The 26,181-nt window shown below is 37.7% G+C and carries 28 protein-coding genes and 1 other RNA gene; 21 read left to right on the top strand and 8 right to left on the bottom strand.

What is annotated here, in order from left to right; genetic code table 11:
* Window positions 1-14: 14 nt before the first annotated feature.
* Complete coding sequence (locus tag DKM50_12240; GenBank protein ID PZM78196.1) at window positions 15-623, bottom strand: hypothetical protein; 609 nt, start codon at window positions 621-623, stop codon at window positions 15-17.
* 88 nt (window positions 624-711) lie between these two features.
* The gene (locus DKM50_12235) at window positions 712-1,248 is read right to left on the bottom strand and encodes a hypothetical protein (protein ID PZM78195.1); all 537 of its coding nucleotides are present in this window, start codon (window positions 1,246-1,248) and stop codon (window positions 712-714) included.
* A gap of 124 nt (window positions 1,249-1,372) precedes the next feature.
* On the opposite strand from DKM50_12235, the gene DKM50_12230 reads away from it, so the two are divergent.
* On the top strand, window positions 1,373-1,804 hold the full coding sequence (locus DKM50_12230; protein ID PZM78194.1) for a hypothetical protein: 432 nt from the start codon (window positions 1,373-1,375) through the stop codon (window positions 1,802-1,804).
* Between the two features lie 6 nt (window positions 1,805-1,810).
* Here DKM50_12230 and DKM50_12225 read toward each other — a convergent pair whose 3' ends face one another.
* The 3 genes from DKM50_12225 to DKM50_12215 form a co-directional block, all read right to left on the bottom strand.
* On the bottom strand, window positions 1,811-2,875 hold the full coding sequence (locus tag DKM50_12225) for an agmatine deiminase family protein (GenBank protein PZM78193.1): 1,065 nt from the start codon (window positions 2,873-2,875) through the stop codon (window positions 1,811-1,813).
* Between the two features lie 26 nt (window positions 2,876-2,901).
* Window positions 2,902-3,792, bottom strand: a complete 891-nt coding sequence (locus DKM50_12220; GenBank protein ID PZM78192.1) for a carbon-nitrogen hydrolase — start codon at window positions 3,790-3,792, stop codon at window positions 2,902-2,904.
* 256 nt (window positions 3,793-4,048) lie between these two features.
* On the bottom strand, window positions 4,049-4,336 hold the full coding sequence (locus tag DKM50_12215) for a DUF1540 domain-containing protein (protein ID PZM78191.1): 288 nt from the start codon (window positions 4,334-4,336) through the stop codon (window positions 4,049-4,051).
* 383 nt (window positions 4,337-4,719) lie between these two features.
* On the opposite strand from DKM50_12215, the gene DKM50_12210 reads away from it, so the two are divergent.
* The 3 genes from DKM50_12210 (at window position 4,720) to DKM50_12200 (ending at window position 7,300) form a co-directional block, all read left to right on the top strand.
* Window positions 4,720-5,310: a hypothetical protein gene (locus DKM50_12210; protein ID PZM78190.1), complete on the top strand. Its 591-nt coding sequence runs from the start codon at window positions 4,720-4,722 to the stop codon at window positions 5,308-5,310.
* Between the two features lie 325 nt (window positions 5,311-5,635).
* Window positions 5,636-6,946 (top strand): ammonia channel protein, encoded by a 1,311-nt coding sequence (locus tag DKM50_12205; protein PZM78189.1) that lies wholly within the window; start codon window positions 5,636-5,638, stop codon window positions 6,944-6,946.
* A 12-nt stretch (window positions 6,947-6,958) separates the two neighbouring features.
* Window positions 6,959-7,300: a transcriptional regulator gene (locus DKM50_12200; protein PZM78188.1), complete on the top strand. Its 342-nt coding sequence runs from the start codon at window positions 6,959-6,961 to the stop codon at window positions 7,298-7,300.
* 50 nt (window positions 7,301-7,350) lie between these two features.
* Here DKM50_12200 and DKM50_12195 read toward each other — a convergent pair whose 3' ends face one another.
* The gene (locus tag DKM50_12195; GenBank protein ID PZM78187.1) at window positions 7,351-8,028 is read right to left on the bottom strand and encodes a 1-acyl-sn-glycerol-3-phosphate acyltransferase; all 678 of its coding nucleotides are present in this window, start codon (window positions 8,026-8,028) and stop codon (window positions 7,351-7,353) included.
* Window positions 8,029-8,417: 389 nt separating this feature from the next.
* Here DKM50_12195 and DKM50_12190 point away from each other — a divergent pair, with 389 nt between their 5' ends.
* Window positions 8,418-9,383, top strand: a complete 966-nt coding sequence (locus DKM50_12190; protein PZM78186.1) for a hypothetical protein — start codon at window positions 8,418-8,420, stop codon at window positions 9,381-9,383.
* Here DKM50_12190 and DKM50_12185 read toward each other — a convergent pair whose 3' ends face one another.
* Window positions 9,384-10,292, bottom strand: a complete 909-nt coding sequence (locus DKM50_12185) for a hypothetical protein (protein ID PZM78185.1) — start codon at window positions 10,290-10,292, stop codon at window positions 9,384-9,386.
* Window positions 10,293-10,723: 431 nt separating this feature from the next.
* Here DKM50_12185 and DKM50_12180 point away from each other — a divergent pair, with 431 nt between their 5' ends.
* The 7 genes from DKM50_12180 to DKM50_12150 are packed head-to-tail and all read left to right on the top strand — an operon-like array spanning window position 10,724 to window position 17,397.
* On the top strand, window positions 10,724-11,359 hold the full coding sequence (locus DKM50_12180; protein ID PZM78184.1) for a TetR family transcriptional regulator: 636 nt from the start codon (window positions 10,724-10,726) through the stop codon (window positions 11,357-11,359).
* Window positions 11,356-12,642, top strand: coding sequence for a hypothetical protein (locus DKM50_12175; GenBank protein ID PZM78183.1), 1,287 nt, complete (start codon window positions 11,356-11,358; stop codon window positions 12,640-12,642). The genes DKM50_12180 and DKM50_12175 overlap by 4 nt, the downstream gene beginning before the upstream one ends.
* Complete coding sequence (locus DKM50_12170; GenBank protein ID PZM78182.1) at window positions 12,642-13,526, top strand: secretion protein HlyD; 885 nt, start codon at window positions 12,642-12,644, stop codon at window positions 13,524-13,526. The genes DKM50_12175 and DKM50_12170 overlap by 1 nt, the downstream gene beginning before the upstream one ends.
* A gap of 6 nt (window positions 13,527-13,532) precedes the next feature.
* Window positions 13,533-14,447: an ABC transporter ATP-binding protein gene (locus tag DKM50_12165; protein PZM78181.1), complete on the top strand. Its 915-nt coding sequence runs from the start codon at window positions 13,533-13,535 to the stop codon at window positions 14,445-14,447.
* A gap of 4 nt (window positions 14,448-14,451) precedes the next feature.
* Window positions 14,452-15,186: an ABC transporter ATP-binding protein gene (locus DKM50_12160; protein PZM78180.1), complete on the top strand. Its 735-nt coding sequence runs from the start codon at window positions 14,452-14,454 to the stop codon at window positions 15,184-15,186.
* Window positions 15,186-16,292 (top strand): ABC transporter permease, encoded by a 1,107-nt coding sequence (locus DKM50_12155; GenBank protein PZM78179.1) that lies wholly within the window; start codon window positions 15,186-15,188, stop codon window positions 16,290-16,292. Before DKM50_12160 ends, DKM50_12155 begins: the two co-directional genes overlap by 1 nt.
* Window positions 16,285-17,397 carry an ABC transporter permease gene (locus DKM50_12150; protein ID PZM78178.1) on the top strand — a complete coding sequence of 371 codons (1,113 nt, stop codon included), beginning with the start codon at window positions 16,285-16,287 and terminating at the stop codon, window positions 17,395-17,397. The genes DKM50_12155 and DKM50_12150 overlap by 8 nt, the downstream gene beginning before the upstream one ends.
* A gap of 80 nt (window positions 17,398-17,477) precedes the next feature.
* Here the strand turns inward: DKM50_12150 and gap are convergent, their stop codons facing one another.
* Entirely contained in the window at window positions 17,478-18,479 is a 1,002-nt protein-coding gene (gene gap, locus DKM50_12145) for a type I glyceraldehyde-3-phosphate dehydrogenase (protein PZM78177.1), read from the bottom strand.
* Between the two features lie 202 nt (window positions 18,480-18,681).
* Between gap and DKM50_12140 the strand changes: the two genes are divergently transcribed.
* The 9 genes from DKM50_12140 to DKM50_12100 all read left to right on the top strand — a co-directional run bounded on the left by DKM50_12140 (window position 18,682) and on the right by DKM50_12100 (window position 26,056).
* Window positions 18,682-19,866, top strand: a complete 1,185-nt coding sequence (locus DKM50_12140) for a hypothetical protein (protein ID PZM78176.1) — start codon at window positions 18,682-18,684, stop codon at window positions 19,864-19,866.
* 20 nt (window positions 19,867-19,886) lie between these two features.
* Entirely contained in the window at window positions 19,887-21,761 is a 1,875-nt protein-coding gene (locus tag DKM50_12135; protein ID PZM78175.1) for a tRNA uridine-5-carboxymethylaminomethyl(34) synthesis enzyme MnmG, read from the top strand.
* Between the two features lie 137 nt (window positions 21,762-21,898).
* A complete protein-coding gene (locus DKM50_12130; protein PZM78174.1) occupies window positions 21,899-22,417 on the top strand; it encodes a hypothetical protein in 519 nt (172 codons plus the stop codon).
* Between the two features lie 24 nt (window positions 22,418-22,441).
* Window positions 22,442-23,152 (top strand): 16S rRNA (guanine(527)-N(7))-methyltransferase RsmG, encoded by a 711-nt coding sequence (rsmG, locus tag DKM50_12125; GenBank protein ID PZM78173.1) that lies wholly within the window; start codon window positions 22,442-22,444, stop codon window positions 23,150-23,152.
* 3 nt (window positions 23,153-23,155) lie between these two features.
* Window positions 23,156-23,917, top strand: a complete 762-nt coding sequence (locus DKM50_12120) for a ParA family protein (protein PZM78172.1) — start codon at window positions 23,156-23,158, stop codon at window positions 23,915-23,917.
* A complete protein-coding gene (locus DKM50_12115) occupies window positions 23,907-24,764 on the top strand; it encodes a hypothetical protein (protein ID PZM78171.1) in 858 nt (285 codons plus the stop codon). The genes DKM50_12120 and DKM50_12115 overlap by 11 nt, the downstream gene beginning before the upstream one ends.
* Before the next feature lie 104 nt (window positions 24,765-24,868).
* Window positions 24,869-25,219, top strand: an RNA gene (gene rnpB, locus DKM50_12110) — RNase P RNA component class A.
* Between the two features lie 12 nt (window positions 25,220-25,231).
* Complete coding sequence (locus DKM50_12105; protein PZM78170.1) at window positions 25,232-25,741, top strand: phospholipase D family protein; 510 nt, start codon at window positions 25,232-25,234, stop codon at window positions 25,739-25,741.
* Between the two features lie 96 nt (window positions 25,742-25,837).
* The gene (locus DKM50_12100) at window positions 25,838-26,056 is read left to right on the top strand and encodes a hypothetical protein (GenBank protein PZM78169.1); all 219 of its coding nucleotides are present in this window, start codon (window positions 25,838-25,840) and stop codon (window positions 26,054-26,056) included.
* Window positions 26,057-26,181: the final 125 nt, after the last annotated feature.

Genomic DNA, 26,181 nt, shown 5'->3' with positions numbered 1-26,181 from the left:
TGAATTCAGTTACTTTATTGTTGCGGAAGTTTCTCTATATATTTATTAAAAAAGTCCTTGAATCTTTCGAAATTTTCTTGTTTGAAATGTGCCGTAAAGGTTCGCTTCTTCGTTTTGATTTTATCGATCAGGTCTATTTCCAGAGATTTAGCGAAGGCTATTTTCTTTAGATTCTCTTCGCTGATGTCCAATATAACATCTATTTCAAATTTTCCATCAGCTAGTTTGTCTTTTAACACTTTGTTCGAGGGACTGGTGGCATCATACGTATCATAATCAATTTTGAAATACACCTGGTAGGGTTGGCTGACATCAGGTAATTTATTTTTATTACCAATAAATTTTAAAATAAGTAAATAGGCAGACGGGGTTCCTTCGGCTTCAATTTTCTGGGCATTTAATTCAACAATAGTATTTTTAAGGTGAGATTTGTCGCCAAGAATATTTTTTTTTATCCATTCCATAAGTGGATTACCAGTATTGAGCGAGATTTTATTGCCAGACATCTCAATATTTGTAAAGGAATAGTCATCCAGCTGTTCTTGTGTAACATTAACTGTATAGGCAAAAACGGATGTGCTCAGGCCTATAACCATTATGAGGGTGAGTAATATTTTTTTCATTTATTAATAATCCTTTCCAGCGTAAGCTGAGAGCCTGTGGATACGTAACTATAATCTACAGGCGATTAAATAATGTTTGTGATAATTATTAGTTTGCTGATGGCTTGATAATTTTTCCGATGCGATTGTAATTTTTTAGAAACGGACTTGCCTTTTCTAAGGCACTCACATCCTGTCCTGCAGAATAACCTCGGTAAGTGCCATCTTTCCATTCAGGAACATTTGAAACATTGTATACATAACCATTCGCAACTATATAGGCTGCTTGTCCATCTTTACCATTGAACCTCTTTATTTCCTCAATAGTGTAAACTTTAATAATTTTTCCAACAATCGGGCAGCTTTTTAAGGCATCATAATTTTTTGAGTTTTTTTCTTTTACGTATTTTGTTACATTTTTTCCTGATTTAAAGGTCTTGGTAGTCCGAAGTGAAGAGTTACTTATATCATAAATAATATTATCTACGGCAACATAGGCGGGGTTACTATTTTGTCCATCATATTGAGCCAGTTCTTCAAGTGTAAGAATTAAGTTAGTTGGTGCTGCCTTTTCAGTACATAACACCCCACTGGTTATTATGATGAATATACCAAGTAATAATAATGTATTCTTCTTCAGAATCATATTTTGACTCCTTTTTTTGGAAATTTATATATCTATTATAAACTTTTTTATGATTATTTGTATATTCTAAGAAAGAATCTTTTTTCATACTTACAAATCTTATTCACACTGATAGAATAGAACCATGAAGCTCTTAATTCTTGTTATACGATGGATTGTCGTAATCGATTACTTTATTGATAAAGTGTTTACAAAAAGAATCATTAAGCCGCGTTACCAAGTTTCCGGGAACTGTTTGAGGTGCGGTAGCTGCTGCCAACATATTGGGTTAGCGATTAACGGTACACTTGCAAACAATCCATTTCTGTTGAAATTTATAATTTTCTATTATCAGCGGGTAAACAGTTTTAAATATGATAGGTATTTGGAAGAACAGAATGTGTTGCTATTTACTTGTCTCGAATTTGACAGTACCAAACGAATATGCAAATCACATTATTTGAGGCCGGCAATATGCCGGAATTATCCCCTGGTCCGTTATGTCGCTAAGCCGGAATTACTTCCAGGCTGCGGGTTTACAATAAAATTAAGAAAACCGTTATCTTTGGGAGATTAGTACAAGCTATAGCTTAATTCCGTATGGTATTTGTTGTGAGAGGCAGTGAAAGGTTCCCAAGCCCACTACAAGATCTGAGGCGTCAATTCCTACAATAGCTCTGTCTGGAAACAGCTTGTGCAATGTATCCAAGGCTAGTTGATCATTCGAGCAATTAAATATGGGGACTATTATTGTTTTGTTAGAAATATAGAAGTTTGCGTAGCTGGCTGGCAAACGTTCCTCTCTATGGTATACCGGATCTGGCATTTGAAGTGGAATAATCGAAAACTTCTTCCCATTCATATCCGTGAAGTGTTGCAGTCTTTCATAGTTTTCTTTTAGTGCTTCATAATTAATGTCATTTTTATTGTTCTCTATTACGGTGACTATGGTATTTTTGTTTATAAATCGTGCAATATCATCAACGTGACCGTCGGTATCATCTCCGGCCACACCATCGCCAAGCCATAAGACTTTGTGTATTCCGAGGTATTCTTTTAGATTATTCTCAATCTCAAACTTACTTAGGTGAGGATTTCGGTTTTTGTTTAGTAAGCAAGCTGTTGTAGTTAATAATATTCCCTCGCCATTAGTGTCGATAGAACCACCTTCTAGTATTTGACCAACCCTGAATTGCTTTATTTTAAGATACTCTGCCATATAATTTGGTATATTATTGTCTAGTTCGTACGGATATTTTTCTCCCCAGGCATTGAACATCCAATTTGTTGCGGCAATATTACCGGTTTTTTTATTTTTGATGAAGATAGCGCCATGATCTCTGCACCAGGTGTCATTTGTTGGGAATATATGTGCAGATACATTTGTGGTTATTTTTTTTTGGGCCAGCCTGTTTTCAAGATCTTTTTTCATTTCCTCATTATTAACATTAATATGAACGGCTTCGCCTCGTGCTAGATGTTTGACAAATTCGAGAAACGATTCCCTGACTTTTTCAAGTTTATCAAAGAAAGATCTGGTGTTATGGGGATATGACAGCCATGTACCATAATGCAGGTCCCATTCCGGGGGCATATAGTAACCTAATTCTGATGGTTTTAAGAGTATCGTCTCTTGTGAATAATTCATAATGTTTCACCTAATCGATTTGTTTTTTAATCAATATATTTTTTCGTAATATATTCATAGCTTGAGATCCTTCGGTCTCTGAAAAAGGGCCAATGTACCCTTGTATTTTCTATTTCTGCAAGGTCTATCGGGACAACTAAAAGCTCTTCTTTATCTGAAGATGCTTTTTGTAGGATTTGGCCGGATGTGTCCGAGACAAAACTCTGTCCCCAGAACTCTATTCCCTCATTATGGTCAGGACTAGCTTCAAAGCCAACTCTGTTTATGCTGGCAACAAAGCAGCCGTTTGCGACGGAATGGGAGCGTTGGATTGTTTCCCAGGCATTATGCTGCTGTGTTCCGAACTTTATTTTATCGGAAGGTAACCAGCCGATAGCTGTTGGATAAAATAATATCTGTGCCCCCCGCAGCGCTGTTAGCCGAGCCGCTTCAGGATACCATTGATCCCAGCATATCAAAACGCCTAGTGTTGCATATTTTGTTTTGAATACCTTATATCCAAGATCTCCAGGTGAAAAATAGAACTTTTCATAATAATGAGGATCGTCTGGAATATGCATTTTGCGATATTTTCCCAGGTAAGCTCCATCGGCATCCAAAACAACAGCTGTATTATGATAGAGACCCTCGGCCCTATTTTCAAATAAGCTGGCAATTATTACGATCTTAAGTTTCTTGGCAAGGTTTGATAGGGTTCTTATTGTCTCATTATTTTCGTCGATATATTCACCGAGCTTAAAGTTGGAGTAATCTTCCGTCTGGCAAAAATAGGGTGTTTTAAATAACTCTTGGGTACAAATAATGTTTGCACCTTTGTTTGCGGCATTTTTGATTAGGGTAATCGTTTTATCAAGATTGCTTATACTATCAACAGTACAAGTCATCTGTATAAGTCCGATATTTATATTTTTTTGCATATTTTTATGCTATCCTCCGGTATGTTAAATTGTTATGTTTGGAATTTATGAGTATATGATAAAGTCGTTGGATAGTTGAATGGATTTCTCATAATTTGTCCTTTTATTTACCTAACGGGTGGTCAGCTAGTATATTCAGAAGTTATTTTATAGTTCTCCGCTCTAAAAAGCAAATGTAAATTTACTAATTCATTGATGGAAAAATGTTATTGGATAACCCTCTGCATTTTTTGTAGCTGGGGGGATAATGCAAATATCACAATGCAGTGAACGTACTGCATTCTGCATGATTAACGTGCAGTCCAACGTGTATCCCATCTGCCGTGCATTCATAAGATTCATTATATAAACAACGATCGACTTTGCAGGCACCAACTCCACCAATGGTATCGACTAACCCTCCTTTTGCCGTTGTTTTCATATACGTATCGCAAACAGGCTCAATATCTCCTACTGTTATGGCGACAGCATGACAAGTTTTTTCCTGATTATATGTGCAATCGGTCATTTCGCAATCGAGTACTTTAGGTATCATTGAATCCATCATGGTCCCTCCTTTTTATGTATCCCCCCTAGATTGGGTGCATAATATAAGATTTGAAACGAATGTCAATAAGCGTTGGTATTCTCAGCTTCTTTTTGTAATGGAGTAATTTTTTTGTGCCGAATAATTCAGGTTTTTTCTAAAGAGGTAAGTGTTATGCAATATTTGCATCCGAACAAATATGATATTTGAGTTATGTCTCGTAGAGGTAACATAAAAATATACGATTTTTCATTCTAAATACTTCTAAATTATCAGATCATAATATATTGATATGATTAAGTGCAAATAACTTGATAAAACATCTGGTAAAAAAACGAAAATAGTGGTAATAATAGAGCCATAATTAAACGTTCATAATAAATCGTCGGGGGGGGATTTTCATGAAATATGGTGTTATTTTGTTAGTTAATGGGAAAATCGAAAACGTAAACAAAGCAGATCTGCCTGTATTTGAAGAAATCGAAGGACTAATGAGGTTTTGTGAAAGAGAATATTATTCTTATTATGAGAAGAAGAGTGACATCAAAAAAAATAATTGTCCGAAAAATACAAATAAAGAGATTAAATATAGAGGTTGCTTTGATGACGATAAGCTTAAAGAAGTTATTGAGAAAACAGGAATTGTATTTAAGGTTGAAGAGGTAATCAGCGGTATTTGTGAAAATGATTTGGTTAGTATCGGGGTACTAAAGAAGCATGAATGTGGAATGTCCGCGGCAGTTGCCTATAATACTAAAATTAAGAACATCACAATTGAAGCTAATATTTATCCAATCAGTGATGCGAATAAAAACGGGTTGTTATCTCATGAGGAATTTATAAATGTTAGAAACGATCTCGTCCTCAAGTACGGGGATGAAAACTCGAAAACGAGTATTGCCACTCAAAAGGGAATAAAAATCACCATAACAAAAGCCCGGAAGAAAGTTAAAACGCGATTTGGTAATTTGAAATCAAAAAAAGCCGCCTAAAAACTGTTAACCTTTTTTGTCTTGCCTATTAAGGAGGAGTGAATTTGTTCACTCCTTTTTTTTGCTCACAAACTTTAGTGTTGATAAAGATACAAAAATGTTGGTACTATGTGGCCCGGTCTACAAAAATGTAATATTCTGACCTTTTTTCTACCCTGGTTTTATAAGAAATTCCTTTTTTTATCCTTGATCTGAAAGATTGGCAGGGAAATTGTTTGTTTAGGAGAAGAACCAGGAATTAGTTAATTCTCAATTCATGATAAAAAGGAGGCGAAATATCGAAAAGACAGAGGGTTTATTAGCATAATATTTTTGGAGGTGAAAAATGAAAGGATTATTAAGAAAAATAGTAGTGACAATGATATTTAGCATGAGTTCGATGGCTGCGTTTGCAGCAGATGTACCTACAATCGATACCGGGGATACTGCTTGGGTTTTAATTGCCTCTGCGTTAGTAATGCTTATGACTCCGGGGTTAGCATTTTTTTATGGGGGATTGGTTCGAAGAAAGAATATGCTTAGCGTTCTTATGCAATGCTTTATGATATTAGCAGTAATAAGCTTGCAATGGGTGTTGTTTGGGTATAGTTTATCATTTGCACCTGGAAACGGCTTTATCGGCGGATTACAATGGCTTGGGCTGAATGGAGTGGAGTTATCTCCCTATTCTGATTATTCTGCAACGATACCCCATCAAGCGTTTATGATATTTCAAGCTATGTTCGCAATTATTACACCAGCTTTAATTATCGGTGCGTTTGCTGAAAGAATGAAATTCTCAACTATGGTAGTATTCACACTTCTGTGGTCTACCCTGGTATACGCGCCGGTTGCACATTGGGTCTGGGGAATTGGCGGCTGGTTAAGGAATTTAGGTGCACTGGATTTTGCAGGCGGAACTGTTGTACATATTAATGCCGGCATTGCAGCACTGGTTTGTGCGCTCGTTATTGGAAAGAGAAAAAACTATAAAAACCATCCTACTCATCCACATAATTTGCCGTTTTCTGTCCTTGGAGCTGGGTTATTATGGTTTGGCTGGTTTGGGTTTAACGCAGGAAGTTCCTTAAGTGCAAATGGACTTGCCGTAAATGCGTTTGTAGTAACTAACACAGCTGCAGCTGCAGCCGCGCTAAGCTGGGCTTGTATTGAATGGTTTTTTGCCGGCAAACCAACTATGCTTGGTACTATAACCGGTGCTGTTGCCGGGTTGGTTGCAATAACTCCTGCTGCTGGTTTTGTTAATATAATGGGTGCGATTGCGATCGGGCTGATGGTTAGTGTGATATGTTACGTATTTGTAGGTATTATTAAACCCAAGCTGGGATATGATGATACTTTAGATGCTTTTGGTGTTCATGGTATTGGTGGTATATGGGGAGCGCTGGCAACCGGACTATTTGCGACAAAAGCAGTTAATTCTGCAGGCGCAGATGGATTGTTTTATGGTAATGCACATCAATTTATAGTTCAATTAGAAGCAGTTGCCATTACAGTGGCCTTCTCGTTTGTCGTGACGTTCGTTATACTCAAAGTGCTTGATATGATAATGGGCGTTCGAGTTTCTGAGAATGATGAACTGTTAGGGCTTGATCTATCACAACATAATGAACGTGCTTATACATTAGTCGAATAGGGAGGTGTATTAATGAAATATATAATAGCAATTATACAGCCACATAGGTTGGAAGAAGTAAAAGAAGCATTATATGATGAAGATGTAAATCTCATGACTGTCAGTGAGGTGCTGGGGCATGGACGTCAAATGGGCGTGACTGAAGTTTACCGGGGAATTAAGGAAAGCGGCAATTTGCTTAGAAAGCTTAAGTTAGAAATTGCGGTTAATGATAATTATGCCGATAGGACAGTAAAGGCAATTATCAAGGGAGCAAAAACAGGTGAGATCGGTGATGGAAAGATCTTTGTGTTCGATATGGAAGAATGCATAAGGATAAGGACCGGAGAAAAGGGATCTGTAGCAATAGGATAATAAGTTAATAATAGTTTCACATAAAAGGGGGCATATTATATGCCCTCTTTTTAGTCGATGCAAAATTCATATTCCTGATTGGTTAATTTTGCTATCTCTTGCATAATATTACTCACTAAAAAGTCGTCATTATGAGAGCCTTTGACTATCTGTTCATAATATAACGGGGTTCCAATATCAATTGAGCAGCTAAATCTTCTTGGGATAATGCACGAGGGTGGGAGCACTTCATAGAAGCCATTTAATCCTACCGGTACGATTGGGACTTTAGATAGCTTCCATAATTTTACAATTCCAGGATATCCTTTTAATAATTTACCTGTTCGCGAACGAGTACCTTCTGGAAATATTCCTATGATACCAGAATCTTTTTTGAGGACTCTAAGAATTTCTTTTATACTGCTTTTGTCTACTTTTTCTTGATTTAAGCAGATAGCGTTTCCATATTGCATTAGCAGATTAAAAAAGTATGAAGTAAAAAGTTTTTTTTTGGCTACAAAATATATCTTTTTTTTGTAATTTCTTTTAAAAATATCATATACAAACATCCAATCCATATAACTTTCATGATTAAATGCCAGAATACATGGTCCGTTAGGTAGTTTTTCTATATGATTTACTTTTCCCTTACAAATAAAGGTGAAATAGGTCCAGACAGTTAGTTCTAATGTTTTTCCAACTAGGTTCGAAAGAATCCAATTTATTTTTGCAATCATTGTCTTATTCATTTACTAATCATTTTACGAGGTAAGCAAATTTCTCTGTTATGAGCGATATAATCTATATTCAGATAAAATAAGTTCTTGATTTTATTTGCTTGCAAAAGTATTGTCAGTTTTGTTAATTAACAAATAAATATAGCAAGGTTCTTTCAATTTATCCAAAAATCAATGTCTTATATTTTAGGCGTTTACTGTGAAAAAGTCTATATTAAACTAGTAAAGTTTATTAATTAAATATTTCATGTTATTATGTATGACAAAAAATTACTTTCTTTATCTATATTTATATTGCAATGGATGAATTTGATATATCGATTTAACTGTTAAAAGTTTGCCGTAGAATTTATAAAATAATTAACCATAATAATATTGAAAATCTTTTCAAAGGAGCGCTTATGAGAATACTTATTACCGGCGGAACTGGTTTTATCGGTAGGCATTTAATAGAAAGACTAAAAAAAAATGAAAATCATCTAATCACCGTAGTTACACGTAATAAAGGTGGCCAGGCTATCGCCGGGTGTGACATCGTTGAATGTAACCTTTTAAATCTTGATGAAGTGCTAAATCTAGAAAACAAATATGATATCGTATACCATTTAGCTTGTATTAAAGAAGAAAAATACTCTTATAATGAACTCTATCAAGCTAATGTTATTACTACGAAAAATATTTTGGAGGTAGCTGTTAAATGGAATATTAAGCAATTTATTTTTGCCAGTACTATTGGAGTCCTCGGGCCAACGCCAGCAGAAGGGGTAAAAGAAGATGCGTTATACTGTCCACAAACTCCTTATGAGAAAACTAAATGTGAAGCAGAGAAAGTAGTCTTAGAATTTAACAAAAAATACAATTTACCGATTACCATAATCAGGCCAACAATGGTATACGGAGTAGAGCCTGTATGGTTAGATGTATTTAAAAAGGTAAAAAAGGGAATCCCTGTAATGGGCTCCGGAAAGAATTATTGGCATTTAGTTTATGTTGAGGACGTAGCCGATGTATTGTTGTTGGTTTTAGGAAACAAGAAAGCTTATGGGCAGATATTTAATATAGCAGATCAGGAACCGATGACCTATGAAAATGTCTATAAGGCCTTTCGGCGTGGGCTTGGTCTGCCAGCAGTTACGACGCGTATTCCTATCTGGTTAGTTAATATTGTTGCTTTGTTTTATGAGTTTGTTTCGAGGTTTAGCAACAAGGACCCAATAATAACTCGATCGTACATCAAGCGGCTAACCAGGCAAAGACGGATAGATATTTCTAAAGCTCAAAACGTTCTTGAATATATGCCTAAATATTCATGTATAGATGGTTCAACGAAAATAATTAATGAATATCGTGAACGGGGACTTCTTTAATCAAAAAGACTTAGATATTCTTGCCGCCGGGATACAGGCTATTATGCTGTTTGGAATTCGGATTTCAAGGTCAGCCACTATGAAAGAAGATACCGACTGAATGTCAGTTAATAAGGTATTCCCATCAAATTCTAGAATAAGCTCAATATGCTTATGACAGCCAACTTGCCTTGATCGAATATTCACTAGTTTTGGGTGATCGTTACCGCTGGAACCAATTACTTGCTTGATGAGATTAAGCAGGCCAACGTCGACAATCGCTCGGTCCAATAGCTCACGAATTGATTGCCTGGCAATATGATATGCAGAGATAGGTAAATATATTGCTACCAGAAGAGAGCCCACCGGATCGATGAATAGAGACCAGGCGTAAGTTTTAAAAAGCATAGTTAAACCCAAAATAAGGATAACACAGCCATTAATAATGGTTTTGATACGATATAGTCTCCATTGCGATTCCATTATTGGGGTATAGGTTTGTTGTGCCAATTTATAATTCTGATTCCAAAACCAGGAATTGAGCGCAAAATCGTTTATTGCCAGCAGAAAGCCGAACCATAAATTACCAACAGGACTTGGATTTTGCATACGAGTCATGGCATTATAGACTATTACAAAAAATGATATAATGATAACTTCTGCGACAATAAGGCTTGCCAGGTTCTCCAGCTTGCCATATCCATAATTGTAACTTTGGTTTGTTTCCTCGCTAGACTTCCGAAAGGTAAGCCAGGACAGAAAAACAGCAAGAGTCTCGCAGCTTTTTCTGATAAGATCAGCTAGCTGTGTCGTAGATCTTCCTAAATATAAGGCAATTACTGAGGAGCCGATTCCGCAAACCCCGAAGAGCCATCCGTTCCTTAAGATTTTTTCTTTTTTTTTATCACTACTTGTGTTGTTTTTTTTCATTATATTTTAGTATTTTAAGCTTTACCGGAAAAAATGTATATTCAATATTTTAAAGTGAAATCGAACAAATTATTTATGCACTAACATAACGGTACACGCGCTTTCATTTGTTGAAAATGCTAATTTAACCACCCTTTTTAAATCGTTTCTGGGTTGTAATTTCAAGAGATCATGGTGTATACGTCTTCTGTGCAAAAATCTTCCGTTATAGGCAAAAATTCGAGCTTTTGGCTTTTTTTGTGTCAGCGAATATCTTGTTTTGGATAAATCTGGTCTCGACCAAATCAAGAATCTAAAATTTTTTTGAATAATTATAGAAAACTAACAATGGACTGGTCCGATAATTTTGACATAGCAGCATTGACATGTAAATTTAAAAGATGTTATACATTAACCACATAGTTTAACCGAATGGTCAGGAATTGGCGGGAATGAATAATCAAGATGTTTCTAAAGAAGAGCTTATCATTAAAGCCGCAATGGATGTTTTCATCGAGAAGGGCCGCTCAGGCGCAAGGATGCAGGATATCGCTAATCGAGCCGGAGTGAACAAGGCATTGCTGCACTACTATTTCAGAAATAAAGAAACGCTGTATGAAAAAATATTTGAAACAATATTCGTACGATACTTTAGCCAAATAAATATTTTATTAGAAGCCGATGTACCGTTTGAAGAAAGTCTCAGGACGTTCATTTATATGTATATTGATATTTTGCGGGACAATCCTAAATTTGTCTCATTTATGTGCCGAGAGCTAAGCGAAGGAGGAGCCGTCTTAAATAAACAGATTTCGAATATAACCAAAGCGATCGAGTCAATTCCTCCTGTTAAACTGATTAAACTACTGGAGAATGCTCAAAAGGATGGAAACATTATAAAAGGTAATGTTCGGCAATTAATGATTACAATAATCGGTGCCTGTGTGTATTATTTTTTGGCAGAACCATTGATCAAAATTCTTATAGTTAAGGATAGTTACGATACCAGTCGTTTTATAGAGGAACGAAAGCAGTCAATTTTTGAGACAATATATTATGGTATAAAGCCAAGGGGTGATAACCAGTGAATCGGAAAAAGATTGTAATGATAGTTGGATTATTGTTTTTGTTTTTATCTCCATATCAAGCGAAAGCAGAAAATTTGCGTAGCCTCATCGCAAAAGCAGTTAAAAATAATTTTATAATGAAAGCTTCACGTGAAACAATAGAAAAAGCGGATTACGAAATCGAGGCTGTTCAGAAGCAATATCTTCCCTCTGTGATAATAGATTCTTCATACCGGTATATTAGCGAGGTCCCGTCTATTGCGCTCCCGCCACGGAAGATTGAGACCGGAGTTAATAATAATTATGAATTAGGAATAGGCACATCATATTTGTTATTCAACGGGTATTCCAGGGAAGCGACAATTCAGCTCAAACATCTGCAGAAGCAGGTGGCTGAAGTGCAATTAAAGAAGAATGAAAAAGATATCGCGTTTAATGTCGCAAAAGTTTATATGAATACAAACGTGCTATTAGCCCAGAAAGAAATTATAAATGCTGTAAAAGAACGGGTGAATAACCACGTGCAAAAAATACGTGCGCTGATTAATCAAGGCATGGCATTGGTAACGGATGAACTGACTTTAAAGCTTTCAATATCACGATATGAGCAGCAACTTGTGGAAATTAATTCAAATATCTCAAATAATTTAGATCAGCTCAAGTCAATGGTAGGCGAACCGGTTACGATTAGTGCCACCTCAAAATATATGACGGATATGAATGCCTCCACGTTAAATTTAGCAGAAAAGGAAGAAATCAAAACCTATCTCATAAAAAAGCAAGTATCAGAAGCTAATCAAATCATTAATAAATCCAAAGATTATCCTGATATTTCATTAAGCGCTACTTATAAATATGCAAAACCAGGAGTGAACCCTATAGATAATGAATGGATGGGGTATTACTCAGTAGGCGCTGGAATTAGATGGAACCTGTGGGACTCTGGTACCTCTAAGGCAAATGTAAACGCTCAAAATAAAGAAATGGCTGTCCTTGACTATCAAGAACAACATTCGCGTGATCAGATACAACTTGCCTATGACGCGACAGTAAGAGAATCCAAGACAATGCTGAAACAATTAGATTATTTGAAAGAATCTGCGAGCCTTGCCCGAACAAAAATGGAGCTTGTTAGAAATCAGGCTGATCGTGGGTTCAGTACTCTTACCGATGTTAATGCGGCAAACAATGAATTTACTGAAGCAGAACTCCTGCTTGAACAGCATAAAGTAAAGATATCATTAAAAGTTATAGAAATTGATTATTTGAGTGGAATGCCGATTTCTGAGTGGAGGTTAAATTAATGGGTAACTTAAAAATATTTCTTATTATTGGGCTGATGGTGACGATTCAAGGATGTACAACAAACAAAAAACTTGATACTTATAGCGGTCAGATTGAGGCAACAAAAATAAAATTATCTTCTCAAGGAACAGGAATTATCAGGCAATTCGATCTGGAAGAGGGAGATGCAATCGTCACCGGACAGGTTATCGCCAGAGTTGATACTGAGAATGTAGCAGTCCAAAGACAGCTTCAGTATGAAAAAGTTCGGGAAGCAGAGTTAAGCTTGGAATCGATCGAATCACAAATGCAGCAACTTCAGCCTCAAATTGATCTTAATCATGAGCTTTTATTGAAAACAGAATTATTAGTTACCGAAGGTGCGGCAACCGTACAGCTAAGGGATGAGCTGGCAACGCAGACAAAGGTAGCAGATGCGCAGCTTAGGACATTAATAACCAATTATAATCTCGCAAAAAACAGAATTGAACAAGCGAATACCGTGATTCAATTAACCAATATTCAGATTAAGAACTCAGAGGTTCTTTCGCCAATTCGAGGAACCGTAGTGAATAAGTACCGTAATGCCGGAGAGCTCGTAAGTCCCGGGACTCCTTTAGCAGAGATTGCGGATTTGGAAAAAATGAATGTATATATTTATATCCCTACCAAGACGTTATTGACGATAAAGATTGGTCAGACTGCTTATGTCAGTGTCGATGGAAGTCCTGCTCCAATTGAAGGGACGGTGTCCTGGATTGCCTCGGAAGCGGAGTTTACACCAAAGACGATATTAACCAAAGAGACCAGAACATCGCTCGTCTATGAAGTCAAAATTAAGGTCCATAATATTTCTGGAGCCTTAAAAATCGGAATGCCTGTAGAAGTAACGCTTACAAGGTAGCTTTTTATGAAACCATTAATTGTTGATAGGTTAAAAAAAAGTTATGGCATGAAGCACGTTGTTAAAGATATTTCTTTTGAAGTAAACAAACAGGAGATTTTCGGACTTATCGGACCGGATGGTGCTGGCAAAACAACGATAATGAGAATTATTGTAACGCTACTAAAGATGGATACCGGCAGTGTTTTATTTCAATCCAAAAATATTACGGATAACATCAGATATGTAAGAAGCAACATTGGCTATATGCCACAGAGATTTAGCCTTTATCAGGACCTTACCGTCGAGCAGAATCTGAATTTTTTTGGTGATCTTTTTGGAGTTCCAAAAGATCTTCAGGATAATCGCAAAGAACGATTGTACGGATTTTCTCGATTAGAACCTTTTCGTGGTAGGCGAGCAGGCGCTCTATCCGGTGGAATGAAGCAAAAGTTAGCCTTATCGTGTATGCTCATGCATGAACCGGAAGTCATCATTTTGGATGAGCCGACTTTTGGTGTTGACCCTTTATCACGAAATGAGTTATGGCAGATATTGCACGAATTGTCTGAGAAGGGAATTACGATTTTAATTTCTACTCCCTATATGGAAGAAGCGGCTGAATGTTCAAAGATCGGTCTTATTTACGACGGCGAAATGTTAGGCATAAATACGCCGCAAGAGTTTGTTGATAATTTCACGTTACCGCTTTATTTGTTAAAAACTCAGGCACCCCACCAAACTTTTAAACGATTGCAGCAAACAGAATATATGGATTCTATTCAACTTTTTGGCGAGGGAGTTCATTTAGTTGATGAATATAATCTGGGATTGTCCCGGATTCAAGATCAGCTAAGTGAATACCATATTGACGATATCGTCCCCATTCAGCCTAAGTTAGAGGACGTTTTTTTGAATTTATTAAGTAAACAAAGGGTTTGATTTTGTGGAAAGTAACTATGCTGTAGAAGTAGAACATTTAACTCGCCGGTTTGGCTCGTTCGTAGCAGTTAACAACGTGTCTTTTGCTGTCAAACAAGGAGAAATATTTGGGTTCCTTGGCGCAAACGGAGCAGGCAAAACAACAACCATCAGGATGTTGTGCGGCTTATTATTACCTACGTCCGGGAAGGCGTATGTTGCTGGATATGATCTTTATACCGAGAGTGAGAAGATTAAGCTGAATATCGGCTATATGAGCCAGAAGTTCAGCCTCTATGAAGATCTGACTGTTCGAGAAAATATTGAGTTTTATGGGGGAGTTTATGGCCTTTCCCGTAAGGCAATTAAATTAAAAATAGAAGAATTACTGGCTTATTTGCATTTATGGGACCATGCCGATGACTTAACAGGTTCGTTGCCGGTAGGCTGGAAGCAGCGATTAGCCTTAAGTACCGCGATCCTTCATGATCCGCCGATTATTTTTTTGGATGAACCGACAAGCGGAGTCGACCCAATATCGCGCAGGAATTTCTGGTTGCTGATATATGAGCTGGCTGAAAAGGGAAAGACCATTTTCGTTACTACGCATTATATGGATGAGGCCGAGTACTGTAATCGTTTGAGTATTATGAAAGATGGTAAAATCGCAGAAATTGATGAGCCTCAGAGATTAAAAGAAAAATATAATTTAACTACCATGCAAGATGTTTTTCTGGCAATTGTGAAAAGGGAAGATTAATGAAATCACTCTTACTGAGTATTATTAAGAAAGAATTTTTTCATATTTTGAGGGATCCTCAAACGTTACTCATTATCATAATAATGCCGATTGCGATGATCTTTCTCTATGGGTATGCAATTACGTTAGAAATGAGAAATATTCCAACTATCGTTTCTGATTTGTCGAAAACACCGGAAAGCCGGTTATTTGTTAAAAAGCTAGTCTCCAGCAATTTCTTTGAAGTAGAGCTCAACCATATCGATGAATCTTCTATTGATACGGTTTTTCGAAGAAGAGAAGCCAAATGTATCATTGTTATTCCAAAAGATTATTCTACCGGTATTGTTGATTCTCCTGTGACATATCTGCAGGTGATAATTGATGCGAGTGATCCTAATGGCGCTAAACTAATCAGCAATTATGTTAATAATATTGTTAATCAAAGCAACCTAGAAATGAGCCTAAGCAATTCGGCTCTGTTTACTTTACAGCCGAGATTTCTTTATAATCCCGACCTTAAATCTGCAAATTATTTTGTGCCTGGGCTCGTTGCCGTTATTTTATTGCTGATAAGCGCTTTATTGACCAGTTTAGCAATTGTTCGAGAAAAAGAAAAAGGCACGATGGAACAGGTGCTGGTGAGTCCGATTAATCCAATACAAATAATTATTGGGAAGTTAATCCCCTATTTGATCCTTGGATTTATAGACGGGCTTATCATTCTTTTTGCCGGAGTATTCTGGTTTAATGTTCCGGTTAATGGTTCTCTTCTCTTGCTTTTACTGATGATGCTTCTGTATATTTTCAATGGTCTCAGCTTGGGTTTGTTAATCTCGACGATAGCCCAGACTCAGCAGCTTGCAATGATGATGGCCTTAATGGGTACTATGCTTCCTACCTTTCTCCTCAGTGGGTTTATGTTTCCGATCGAAAGCATGCCGATATTGTTCCAGTGGTTATCAAAAATAATACCAGCCAGCCATTTTGTTCAGATTATTCGGGGAATAATGCTCAAGGGAGTAGGAATTCCTGAATTGATAAGTCAGATATCTTTTTTAACTTTATTATCGTTGGTTTTAATTATAGTGAGTATTAAGAAGTTTCGAGTGAACCTTGATGCGTAACATACTTTATCTTATACAGAAAGAATTCCGTCAAATTTTCCGATTGAAAGCAAATCTGGTAATTATTTTTGTGATGCCGTTTATTCAGCTCGTTATTTTAGGATTCGCGATAACGACAGATGTGAAGAATATCTCGACGATGTATGTTGATATGGACCGGTCTCAATTAAGCCGCAAAATTATCAGAACCGTTAGTTCCGGCGAGTTTTTTACTATAAAAGGGAGTACTGATCAAACGGAAGCTGCAGTCAAGAAAATGGATTCCGGAAAGATCAAGCTGGCGATTGTCATCCCACAGCATTTTGAAAACAACGTTTTAAGTGGAGAAACTCCTGAAATACAAGCGATAGTTGATGGCGTCGATGGGAACACGGCGGGCATCGCCTTGGGCTATTTAACTCAGATATTCAAGCAATTGCAACGGAATATGACTATGGCTCTCCCCTCAGCGCAACCACGCCATATTATTGAGACTCAGACACGGATGCTCTATAATCCTAATTTAGATAGTGTCTATAATATTGTTCCTGGAATCATGGTGATGCTGTTAACCATGATCACGGTTTTTCTGGCATCGATTAATATTGTAAGAGAAAAAGAAATCGGTACATTGGAGCAGTTATTAGTTACTCCTATTAAAGGTCGGGAATTAATTGTCGGTAAAATTATACCCTTTGCGATTATGGGATTTGTAATGCTGAATGTAGGAATGCTGGCTGCAGGACTAATCTTTGGTATCTGGATGAAAGGAAATCTTCTATTATTGTATGTGATCAGCGTTTTGTTTATGCTCTCAACTCTGGGTGTGGGGATTTTTATTTCTACTATCGCTACGAACCAGCAGCAAGCTATGTTTTACGCCTGGTTTTTTTCCATCTTCGCGATTTTATTATCCGGTTTTTTTATCCCGATAGAAAATATGCCGCCATGGGTACAAATTGTAACTTATCTTGATCCTCTTAAGTATTTCATGGATGTTATTCGCGGAATCTACTTAAAAGGATCTGGTGTGTCCGATCTGGTTCCGGAAATCATATCTTTGTCACTTTATGGGAGTACGATGCTCTCCCTTGCAATTATCAGGTTTCACAAGCGTATGAGTTAGTCGTCTTCAATTTCAACCAGTGTATAAAAAAGGGAAAAGCCGAGCTTGCGCCCGGCTTTTGGGGGAGAGATTGGTTTAAATTATTTTACTGTATCCATGTAAGAGATTAAATCTGCTACTTTGCAAGAATAACCCCATTCATTGTCATACCAAGATACTACTTTTACGAATGTATCATTTAACGAGATACCTGCATCAGCGTCAAATATAGAAGTTCTTGCATCACCGATGAAGTCAGCTGAAACGACTGCATCTTCTGTATAGCCAAGAATACCTTTTAGGGCACCTTCTGATGCGGCTTTCATAACTTTTTTTATGTCTTCATATTTAGCTGGCTTAGCAAGTTTGCAGGTAAGATCAACAGCCGAAACGTCTGCAGTTGGTACTCTGAAGGCCATCCCAGTTAATTTGCCGTTTAATTCAGGAATTACTTTTCCTACAGCTTTCGCCGCGCCGGTTGAAGATGGGATAATGTTTTGGCCAGCGCCTCTACCGCCTCTCCAATCTTTCATCGAAGGGCCGTCAACGGTTTTCTGAGTTGCTGTTGTAGCGTGAACTGTTGTCATTAACGCTTCAACTATTCCAAAGTTGTCATTTAATACTTTCGCAATAGGTGCTAAGCAGTTAGTTGTGCAAGAAGCATTTGAAACGACATTCATGTCTTTTTTGTAGGTTGTGTTGTTTACACCCATAACGAACATTGGCGCATCGGCTGATGGAGCTGAAATAACAACTTTCTTTGCTCCGGCTTTAAGGTGAGCTTCTGCTTTTTCTACAGTAGTAAACAGACCGGTTGATTCTACAACGTATTCTGCTCCAATGGCATCCCATTTTAAGTCTGCTGGATTTCTTTCGCTGGTTACTCTGATTTTTTTGCCGTTTACGATTAATTGACTATCTTTTACTTCGACAGTGCCTTTGAACCTGCCGTGTGTTGAATCGTACTTCAGCATGTATGCCATATATTCTGCATCAATAAGATCATTAATCCCTACAACTTCGAAGTTTTCGTTTGCAACCATTGCTCTAAAAACTAGTCTACCGATTCTGCCGAAGCCATTAATACCGACTTTAATTCCCATTTTGAACACTCCTTTTTAAATATATTGCCCGATAGGCGCACAAACTATAATTTAGCAGAACACAATAAATGAGTCAATAATATAATCGAATTTAATTGTAGTCATTTAATAAATAATGTTAAAAATATTATATATTGTTAGAAGTATGGCTATTTAAGTATAATAAAGGTAGAAAGTAAAAAAATGAAAGGGGAATTGTAATATGAATATTAAATCAAGAATCCTAACTGCGACGTTGCTTCTGTTTGTTGGTAGCGCGGTAATGGCAGTGGATAATATGAGTGGAAAGGGGACTGGGGGTGTAAGTATAATTTCAAGTGGTGGGAAGTCAGCTACTGTTTTGACTTTAAGTCCAACGCTAGGTATTGGAAATTTTGGATTCGGACTGGATGTTAACCTTTTTATGCCAGCTGAAAATAAACCAAAAAATGCATCCTTTGTTTCAATCCGATATGTAGAATATGATGACGGAATAAATGGGATTCGTTATGGAGTTCTGAGCGGGATTACTCTTGGCTATGGTTTAATAATGAATGATTATTCCACCGAAGTGAATGGCTCAACAATTTTTGATCCATCAAAGGCTGGCGTGAAAGCTTATACAAATGCTTTTAATCCGTATGGTATGATGGCTGTTATAACGAATACAAAGGTATATGCAGGTAGACTGACTTATCAACCTGCCGAATTAGAATTATTAGGCAAACAAGTTAAACTTGGCCTTAGCTATGCCGTTGATAATGATGGTGTGAGCAATACCGCCGGGACTATAGGAAAAGGGCAAGCGGCTATGGCTGCCGATGCCGGATGGTTAGTATTCGGAGATGCCGGGACGTTATTTGTCGAAGTTGGGCAACTCATCAATTATAGTAAGGGTGGTATGACTGGTGTTAAAGGTAAAGTATTTAACTTTCTTGATTATCAGGTAGATTATAGGACTTTTGGTTCTAAGTTTGTTCCTGGATATTTTAATTATCAATATGAATTAAGTCCAACAGACTTAGAAACCGTTAATCTTGGCAGCATGTCTGGGTATCATGGCTCTCTTGGTTTTAGTATTTTCAACCTTGCGAATTTCATTGCTGAGTATCAGAATATTAAGTATAAAAATAAAGCAAAAGAAGATCCTTCCTTGAAGGCAATTTTAACTGTAAATGAGATCGCTGGCGTTAGTGCACAGGCTCGATATGAGCAAGTACAAATGACTTCTTTTTCAAAAATTGGCTCAGGTGGAGCTAATATCGCAGTTGACACATATGCTCCTTTGACAATGCTGGGAGTTAATTTTCCGGGTAATGCAAAAATCACCTGGAAAAGGGTATATAATGATCAAGGACAAATGGAAGATTCTACGGAGTATGGCTACGCTATTCCATTTAAATTTTAGTTAGTGTACTATAGAGTGAAATGATTTATCCAAAACATTATGATGTAATAGTAATCGGAGGAGGGCATGCTGGAGTTGAAGCTGCCCTCGCTTCATCTAGAATGGGTTGTAGCACATTAATGCTGACAATCAACCTCGATCGCATTGGTTACATGCCTTGCAATCCGGCAATCGGTGGCCCGGGAAAAAGCCATATTGTTTCAGAGATCGATGCCCTTGGCGGGCAGATGAGCATTGCTGCCGATATGACCTATATCCAGATGAAAGTTCTGAACCGTTCAAAAGGTCCTGCCGTGCAATCCTTACGTGCCCAGTCTGATAAACTCCTATATCAAGTCTATATGAAAAAGACCTGTGAAAACCAAGCTAACTTGGAGATCAAGCAAGATATGGTAACTGACATTTCGGTTGATAACAGCAATTACGTAAAAAGCGTAAAAACTATTCTGGGCGTGACTTATGAGGCGGCCTGCATCATCGTAACAACAGGGACTTTTCTGAATGGAATAATCCATACCGGGTTTGTTTCTCAACCTGCCGGGAGATTAGGCGAACAAACTTCTGTGCATTTGTCAGATAGCCTAAAGGCGTTAGGACTGAATTTAGGTCGCTTAAAAACTGGAACAACGCCCCGATTAGATGGCAGAACAATCAATTACGAAAAAATAGTAATTCAGCCTGGGGACGAGGATGAGAAGCGATTTTCCTTTTTTCACCCAAGCCCTGCAAGAGCCCAAATCCCTTGTTATTTGACTCATACTAATCTTAAAACTCACGAAATCATTTTGAATAATCTTGACCGATCTCCTTTATATGCTGGAAAAATTAAAGGTATTGGCCCCCGGTATTGTCCTTCGATTGAAGATAAGATTGTGAGGTTTTCTGATAAATCTTCACATCATTTGTTTGTTGAGCCAGAGGGTTTGGAAACAAATGAAATATATATTCAAGGCTTCAATACCAGCCTTCCGGTTGATGTGCAGATTGAGGCTTTACATAGTATCTCTGGACTGGAATCCGTTGTTGTAATGAGGCCTGGCTATGCCGTTGAATATGATTTCGTATTTCCATATCAACTAAAATACAATTTGGAGACAAAATCCGTTCAGGGACTTTTTCTGGCAGGACAAATTAATGGGACCAGTGGCTATGAAGAAGCTGCCGGACAGGGACTTATGGCTGGAATTAATGCTGCCTTGAAGGTGAAGGGTAAAGAATCTTTAATTCTATCACGCGAGGAATCATATATTGGTCTGTTGATTGATGATCTTATTAATAAAGATATCCAGGAACCATACCGGATGATGACGGCACGGGCCGAATATCGATTGCTTCTCAGACAAGATAATGCTGATCGGCGGTTACTGGAAAAGGGTTATGGGATCGGCTTGGTAGCTAAGCCTATTTATGATCAATATATCACGAAACAAAAATCTATCCGTCATTATCTCGATAGCGTTGAAAAAAACTATGTTTATCCAAACGAGATCACGAATGATCTTCTGGCGTCTTTTACTACATCTTTAAGAAAAAAGCTTTCTTATGCTGAGTTGCTGCAGAGGGTCGAGGTGACCTGGAAAAACTTATCTGCCTTTGATGGCTTCAAAATTGAAAAAGACTTTCCTTATGGGGAGAATGTTGAGATTGAAGTCAAATATAAGGGCTATATCGAAAGAATAGATCGCCAAATACAGAAGTCAAAAGATTTTGAGAAAAAGAAGATTCCTGCAGCCGTTAATTATAAGGATATTTCAGGATTACGCAAAGAAGCTGCCGAAAAGCTAGATAAGATTCGCCCTGAAAATCTTGGGCAGGCATCTCGAATTTCCGGTGTTAATCCCGCAGATATATCCGTTCTGGTCATATATCTTCACAAAAACAGTTTCCAAAATTAGTTGTTTATAAAACGATAAAAAAATAGTAAGATAAAACTATAAAGTAGTACGACGTTACGAAAAAATAGTAAAGACAAAATATGACTGATGACAGGCTGTTGAAAAATTTGTTTACGTCGGCATCGAGGGTTGATTTGATGTCGTATTTCTTTCGTAATCCAGACAAAGAAATCTATATGAGTATGCTAAAAAATGATCTCGGCAAGAATCTCAGTTCTTATCAGAAAGAGCTTGATAATCTCGTCGGCATAAATTTTATCTTGGAAAAACGAAGGGCTAATTTAAGGATATTCAGTCTTAATACATCTTTTGTGTTCTATGCAGAGCTGAAGAGAATTTTTTATAAAACAGAATTGGCTGGGTTGTGTATTCGGGATGCTTTGTCCAAGATTGGCGATATTGAATACGCCTTTATGTATGAAAAAAGCGTAAGTGGTATGGTTGCAACGAAATCGTTGCTTGTGGTGGTATGTGATGGCTGTACGAAAATCATTGAGATAGCGAGTAAAATACAGGAAACATTGGCATTCCTTACTCAGAGAGTTGACTATCGGCTTTATAGAAGATGTGATGTTCGGGATTTAATTCGAAACAATGACGAAGAGATGGTATATGCGGTAAATGCCACCAAGGAAATGATATTAGATCGGGAGTGATGTTTCACGTGAAACGAGGGCCTTATGAAAAAAGATGAAATTGTTGAATTGTTGGAAATGAAGAGTGCTGACGATGCTGTGCTTGATAAGATTGTGCGTTACGCTGATCTTCTTGTGGAGTGGAATAAGAAAATTAATTTAACAGCAATCAGGGATGAGCGGTCAATATATTTGAAGCATTTCAAGGACTCTTTGCAGGTTGTCAGTTTTCTTGATCAGGTGAAAATTGAAAGCCTCGTCGATGTGGGAAGCGGTGCCGGATTTCCGGGAATTCCAATCGGAATACTATATGGTGATATTCGTGTTTACCTTGTAGAGTCGGTTGGTAAAAAGGTTAAATTTCTGGAAAATGTCATTGGTGTGTTGGGTTTGAAGCAGGTGAAGGCTGTAAATGCGAGAATTGAAGACTTGTCGGGCAAGCATAGCCCGCTCGGTAAAGTTGATGCCGTTGTTGGGCGGGCAATATTTTATTTGCCAATTATGTTGGAATTGTGTAGTGGCCTGGTCCGGGAGAATGGCTATATTATTGCGTATAAATCATGTAAGGGATTAGCCGAAGAATTGAGTGATGCAAAAGATATTGTTCAGATGTATAATTTAGTTGTTGAAAGAGAGATCCGGTATTCTATTGAGGATGATGATCGTGTGCTCATCATTTATAAGAAGACTAAAGAAGTAAATGATTTTAAGCCGAGACCACTGATAAGGCTAAAAAAAATGTATAAGAGGGGATGAACCATGGGGAATATATTTTCGATCGTGAATCAAAAAGGCGGAGTTGGGAAAACAACGACTGCGGTAAACTTAAGTGCCTATCTGGCAAGTCGCGGAGAAAAAACGCTGATTATTGATATGGACCCACAAGGCAATGCTTCTTCAGGTCTTGGCGTAAATAAGGATAGCATAGAGTTTGATATCTACTCAGTCATTATAGGTCGGGTTGATATTAACGATAGTATTGTTTCAACTGAAATCGAGAATCTTTCAATAATACCTGCTACGAAGAATCTGGCGGGAGCTGAGGTTGAGCTTGCTGGGATGGAGGCAAGAGAATATATGTTGAAGTCGAGCATGAAGAGCATTAAAGATAGCTTTGATTATGTTATTATTGATTGTCCTCCTTCGCTCGGACTCTTGACCATTAATGCGCTTGGGGCGTCTGATAAGGTTATTATTCCTGTTCAATGCGAATATTATGCCTTAGAAGGTCTTGGTAATTTAATCGGGACATTAAAGTTAGTAAAGAAAAGCATAAATCCGGGGTTAGAAATTGCGGGTATCGTTATGACGATGTTTGATGCTCGGACTATGTTAAATAATCAGGTTGTAGTTGATGCCAAGAATTACTTCGGGAAAAAAGTTTTTGAGACGGTTATTCCCAGGAATATTCGATTGTCTGAGGCGCCTAGTCATGGATTGCCAATTTCAATGTATGAGCCTGAATCGAAAGGAGCGATCGCTTACCGGCGATTAGCTAAGGAGGTAGTAAGTGTTGCTTAAAGACAAAAAACCACGATTGGGAAGAGGGCTTGGAGCCCTAATACCTGATTTCGATGAAGACAAGGCACAAGTTTCGGAGCTGCAGTATCTGGCCATCGAAAAAATTGTTCCAAATCCTAGTCAGCCACGAGTTATATTTGATGAAGAGAAAATGAAAGAGCTTGCCGATTCAATAAAGTGTAATGGCATTAATCAGCCAATATTGGTTAGAAAGATTGATAACGCAAAGTATGAGATTGTTGCTGGCGAACGTCGATGGCGAGCCTGCTCAATGCTGAAGATGGAAATAATCCCGGCAATAGTGAGAGAGCTAACGGATGAAGAGTCTCTCCAAATTGCTTTAATTGAAAATATTCAAAGAGAAGATATTGGCCCGATAGAGGAGGCCAGGGCGTATCAGCAGCTGATAAAGCGATTCAGCTATACCCAGGATGAGCTAGCTCAAAAAATCGGCAAGAGCCGGCCGGCAATAACTAATGCTATTCGTTTGTTGGATCTTCCGGATGAAATTATTGAACACGTTATTTCTGGCACGATATCAGCCGGACATGCGAGGACATTATTGTCCTTGTCAGTAAATGAAGATAGAATTAATGCTTTGCATAAAATAATTAATGATAAATTAAGTGTTCGTCAGGCAGAGGATTTGGTCCGCAGAAGTATGGAGATAGGTAAGGTCCCAACTCCTGCAAAACAGGTGTATGTGTTTGAGAAAGAAAGCTATATAAAGGAAAACATTTGGAAAAAATTTACTTTTAAAGGGAATCAAAAGACAGGGAAGTTCGTTTTTAGTTATTCGTCACCTGAGGAAAAACAGGAATTGCTTAATAGCCTGGGCATACAATAGGTAAATTATTATTATAGAAAGTGTAGCGGGCTGAAAAGCCCGCTTTTTTTTTGTTTGGAATCTCTTGCTTGCAAAAATTAAGATATGGTATACAATATTTGAGGCAGGTAGGCTGTATGGTTGCGTATAGTACTCTTACTATATGAGGAAAGTCCGAGCACTACAGAGCAGAATGCCACTTAACTAGTGGGAAGAGTAATCTTACGGATAGTGCAACAGAAAATATACCGCCACTCTAATCCGGTGGTAAGGGCGAAATGGTGATGGTAAGAGCTCACCAGAAGCGTAGCAATATGCTTGCTTGGCAAACCCCATTCAGTGCAAGACCAAATAGGGGAAGAGGAACTGCTCGTTCCGTTACGATTCCTGGGTTGGTCGCTTGAGGTTATCAGTGATGATAATCCCAGAGAAATAATCATACACGACAGAACTCGGCTTATAGGCTTACCTGCCCTATTACCATTACTATGAATAAAATCTTTAAACAACTACATATAATCACACTTATGCTGGTATTAATTTCCCCGCAAGCCTTTGCGACGGAAGTATTTTTCTCGCCAAATGAAAATATAGCGGAGCGGATAGTAAGAGAAATTAATTTGACTACCGGATCGATTGATATTGCCATGTACAGTTTTACTTCGTCGGATATTGCGCAAGCTTTGGAGACGGCGAAACTCCGGGGTGTGATGATTCGGTTGATAGTAGATAAAAGTCAGTTAAAAAGCAAGAGTTCGGAAGTTGCCTGGCTAGATAGAAAGGGCTTTGTTATTAAAGTTATGGATGGTAGTGTGGGGAGACGAGGCATCATGCATAATAAATTTGTTATCTTCAATAAGAAAGTCTTGATGACGGGGTCTTATAACTGGACAACAAATGCCGAACGTTATAATTTTGAGAATATGCTTGTAATTAATGAAATAAATATAGTTAATCGATATGTAGTGGAATTCAACAAACTATGGAGCCTACGATAGAATACATCGGTTATTCGTGTGTAAGGCGTCTTGTCTTAAGCTAAAAGTTTGACATGCCGATAGCTTATGGCAATAATGCCTAGGGTGACATAAAGATTGAGAGCGTTAATCTCGCCTGGTTATTTTGGAGCCTCGTTTTGTCCTGATAAAGAAGTCAACGCTTGCATGTTAATGCTTTGGGGCAGGGAAGTCGGCGAACCACGCCTTGTGTGGCAAAAAGGCCGGTTTGGCGAAATTCGGATCCTTTACAGAATAAAAAAGTTAGCAATATATAAAAATTCCTCTTCTGGCGTCTATGTTTGTATCGTTAATTGATGATTTTCCTCAAAAAGCTCTTTGATGCAGATTCAGGCGCAAGGCGCCAGGTGATTCAGAAACAAGGTATCCAGTCGATTCAGATGTGGTGTCCATGGGATTCAGATTCATGCTGTCCAGGTAAT

It is taken from the genome of Candidatus Margulisiibacteriota bacterium, assembly GCA_003242895.1.
In the GTDB taxonomy this organism is placed as follows: Bacteria; Margulisbacteria; Riflemargulisbacteria; order GWF2-39-127; family GWF2-39-127; genus GWF2-39-127.
The sequence above is the reverse complement of the archived record's forward strand: the minus strand, read 5'-3'. Positions and strand labels throughout refer to the sequence as shown.

Bases quoted from the DNA above. Each gene is read 5' to 3' on its own strand.
- DKM50_12225 (PZM78193.1), bottom strand. From the start codon at position 2,875: ATGAATTATTCACAAGAGACGATACTCTTAAAACCATCAGAATTAGGT.
- DKM50_12205 (PZM78189.1), top strand. From the start codon at position 5,636: ATGAAAGGATTATTAAGAAAAATAGTAGTGACAATGATATTTAGCATG.
- DKM50_12155 (PZM78179.1), top strand. From the start codon at position 15,186: ATGAAATCACTCTTACTGAGTATTATTAAGAAAGAATTTTTTCATATT.
- DKM50_12185 (PZM78185.1), bottom strand. From the start codon at position 10,292: ATGAAAAAAAACAACACAAGTAGTGATAAAAAAAAAGAAAAAATCTTA.
- DKM50_12190 (PZM78186.1), top strand. From the start codon at position 8,418: ATGAGAATACTTATTACCGGCGGAACTGGTTTTATCGGTAGGCATTTA.
- DKM50_12215 (PZM78191.1), bottom strand. From the start codon at position 4,336: ATGGATTCAATGATACCTAAAGTACTCGATTGCGAAATGACCGATTGC.
- DKM50_12140 (PZM78176.1), top strand. From the start codon at position 18,682: ATGAATATTAAATCAAGAATCCTAACTGCGACGTTGCTTCTGTTTGTT.
- DKM50_12180 (PZM78184.1), top strand. From the start codon at position 10,724: ATGAATAATCAAGATGTTTCTAAAGAAGAGCTTATCATTAAAGCCGCA.
- DKM50_12130 (PZM78174.1), top strand. From the start codon at position 21,899: ATGTCGTATTTCTTTCGTAATCCAGACAAAGAAATCTATATGAGTATG.
- DKM50_12120 (PZM78172.1), top strand. From the start codon at position 23,156: ATGGGGAATATATTTTCGATCGTGAATCAAAAAGGCGGAGTTGGGAAA.
- DKM50_12240 (PZM78196.1), bottom strand. From the start codon at position 623: ATGAAAAAAATATTACTCACCCTCATAATGGTTATAGGCCTGAGCACA.
- DKM50_12105 (PZM78170.1), top strand. From the start codon at position 25,232: ATGAATAAAATCTTTAAACAACTACATATAATCACACTTATGCTGGTA.
- DKM50_12150 (PZM78178.1), top strand. From the start codon at position 16,285: ATGCGTAACATACTTTATCTTATACAGAAAGAATTCCGTCAAATTTTC.
- DKM50_12195 (PZM78187.1), bottom strand. From the start codon at position 8,028: ATGAATAAGACAATGATTGCAAAAATAAATTGGATTCTTTCGAACCTA.
- DKM50_12230 (PZM78194.1), top strand. From the start codon at position 1,373: ATGAAGCTCTTAATTCTTGTTATACGATGGATTGTCGTAATCGATTAC.
- DKM50_12135 (PZM78175.1), top strand. From the start codon at position 19,887: ATGATTTATCCAAAACATTATGATGTAATAGTAATCGGAGGAGGGCAT.
- DKM50_12170 (PZM78182.1), top strand. From the start codon at position 12,642: ATGGGTAACTTAAAAATATTTCTTATTATTGGGCTGATGGTGACGATT.
- DKM50_12210 (PZM78190.1), top strand. From the start codon at position 4,720: ATGAAATATGGTGTTATTTTGTTAGTTAATGGGAAAATCGAAAACGTA.
- DKM50_12165 (PZM78181.1), top strand. From the start codon at position 13,533: ATGAAACCATTAATTGTTGATAGGTTAAAAAAAAGTTATGGCATGAAG.
- DKM50_12235 (PZM78195.1), bottom strand. From the start codon at position 1,248: ATGATTCTGAAGAAGAATACATTATTATTACTTGGTATATTCATCATA.
- rsmG (PZM78173.1), top strand. From the start codon at position 22,442: ATGAAAAAAGATGAAATTGTTGAATTGTTGGAAATGAAGAGTGCTGAC.
- DKM50_12200 (PZM78188.1), top strand. From the start codon at position 6,959: ATGAAATATATAATAGCAATTATACAGCCACATAGGTTGGAAGAAGTA.
- gap (PZM78177.1), bottom strand. From the start codon at position 18,479: ATGGGAATTAAAGTCGGTATTAATGGCTTCGGCAGAATCGGTAGACTA.
- DKM50_12220 (PZM78192.1), bottom strand. From the start codon at position 3,792: ATGCAAAAAAATATAAATATCGGACTTATACAGATGACTTGTACTGTT.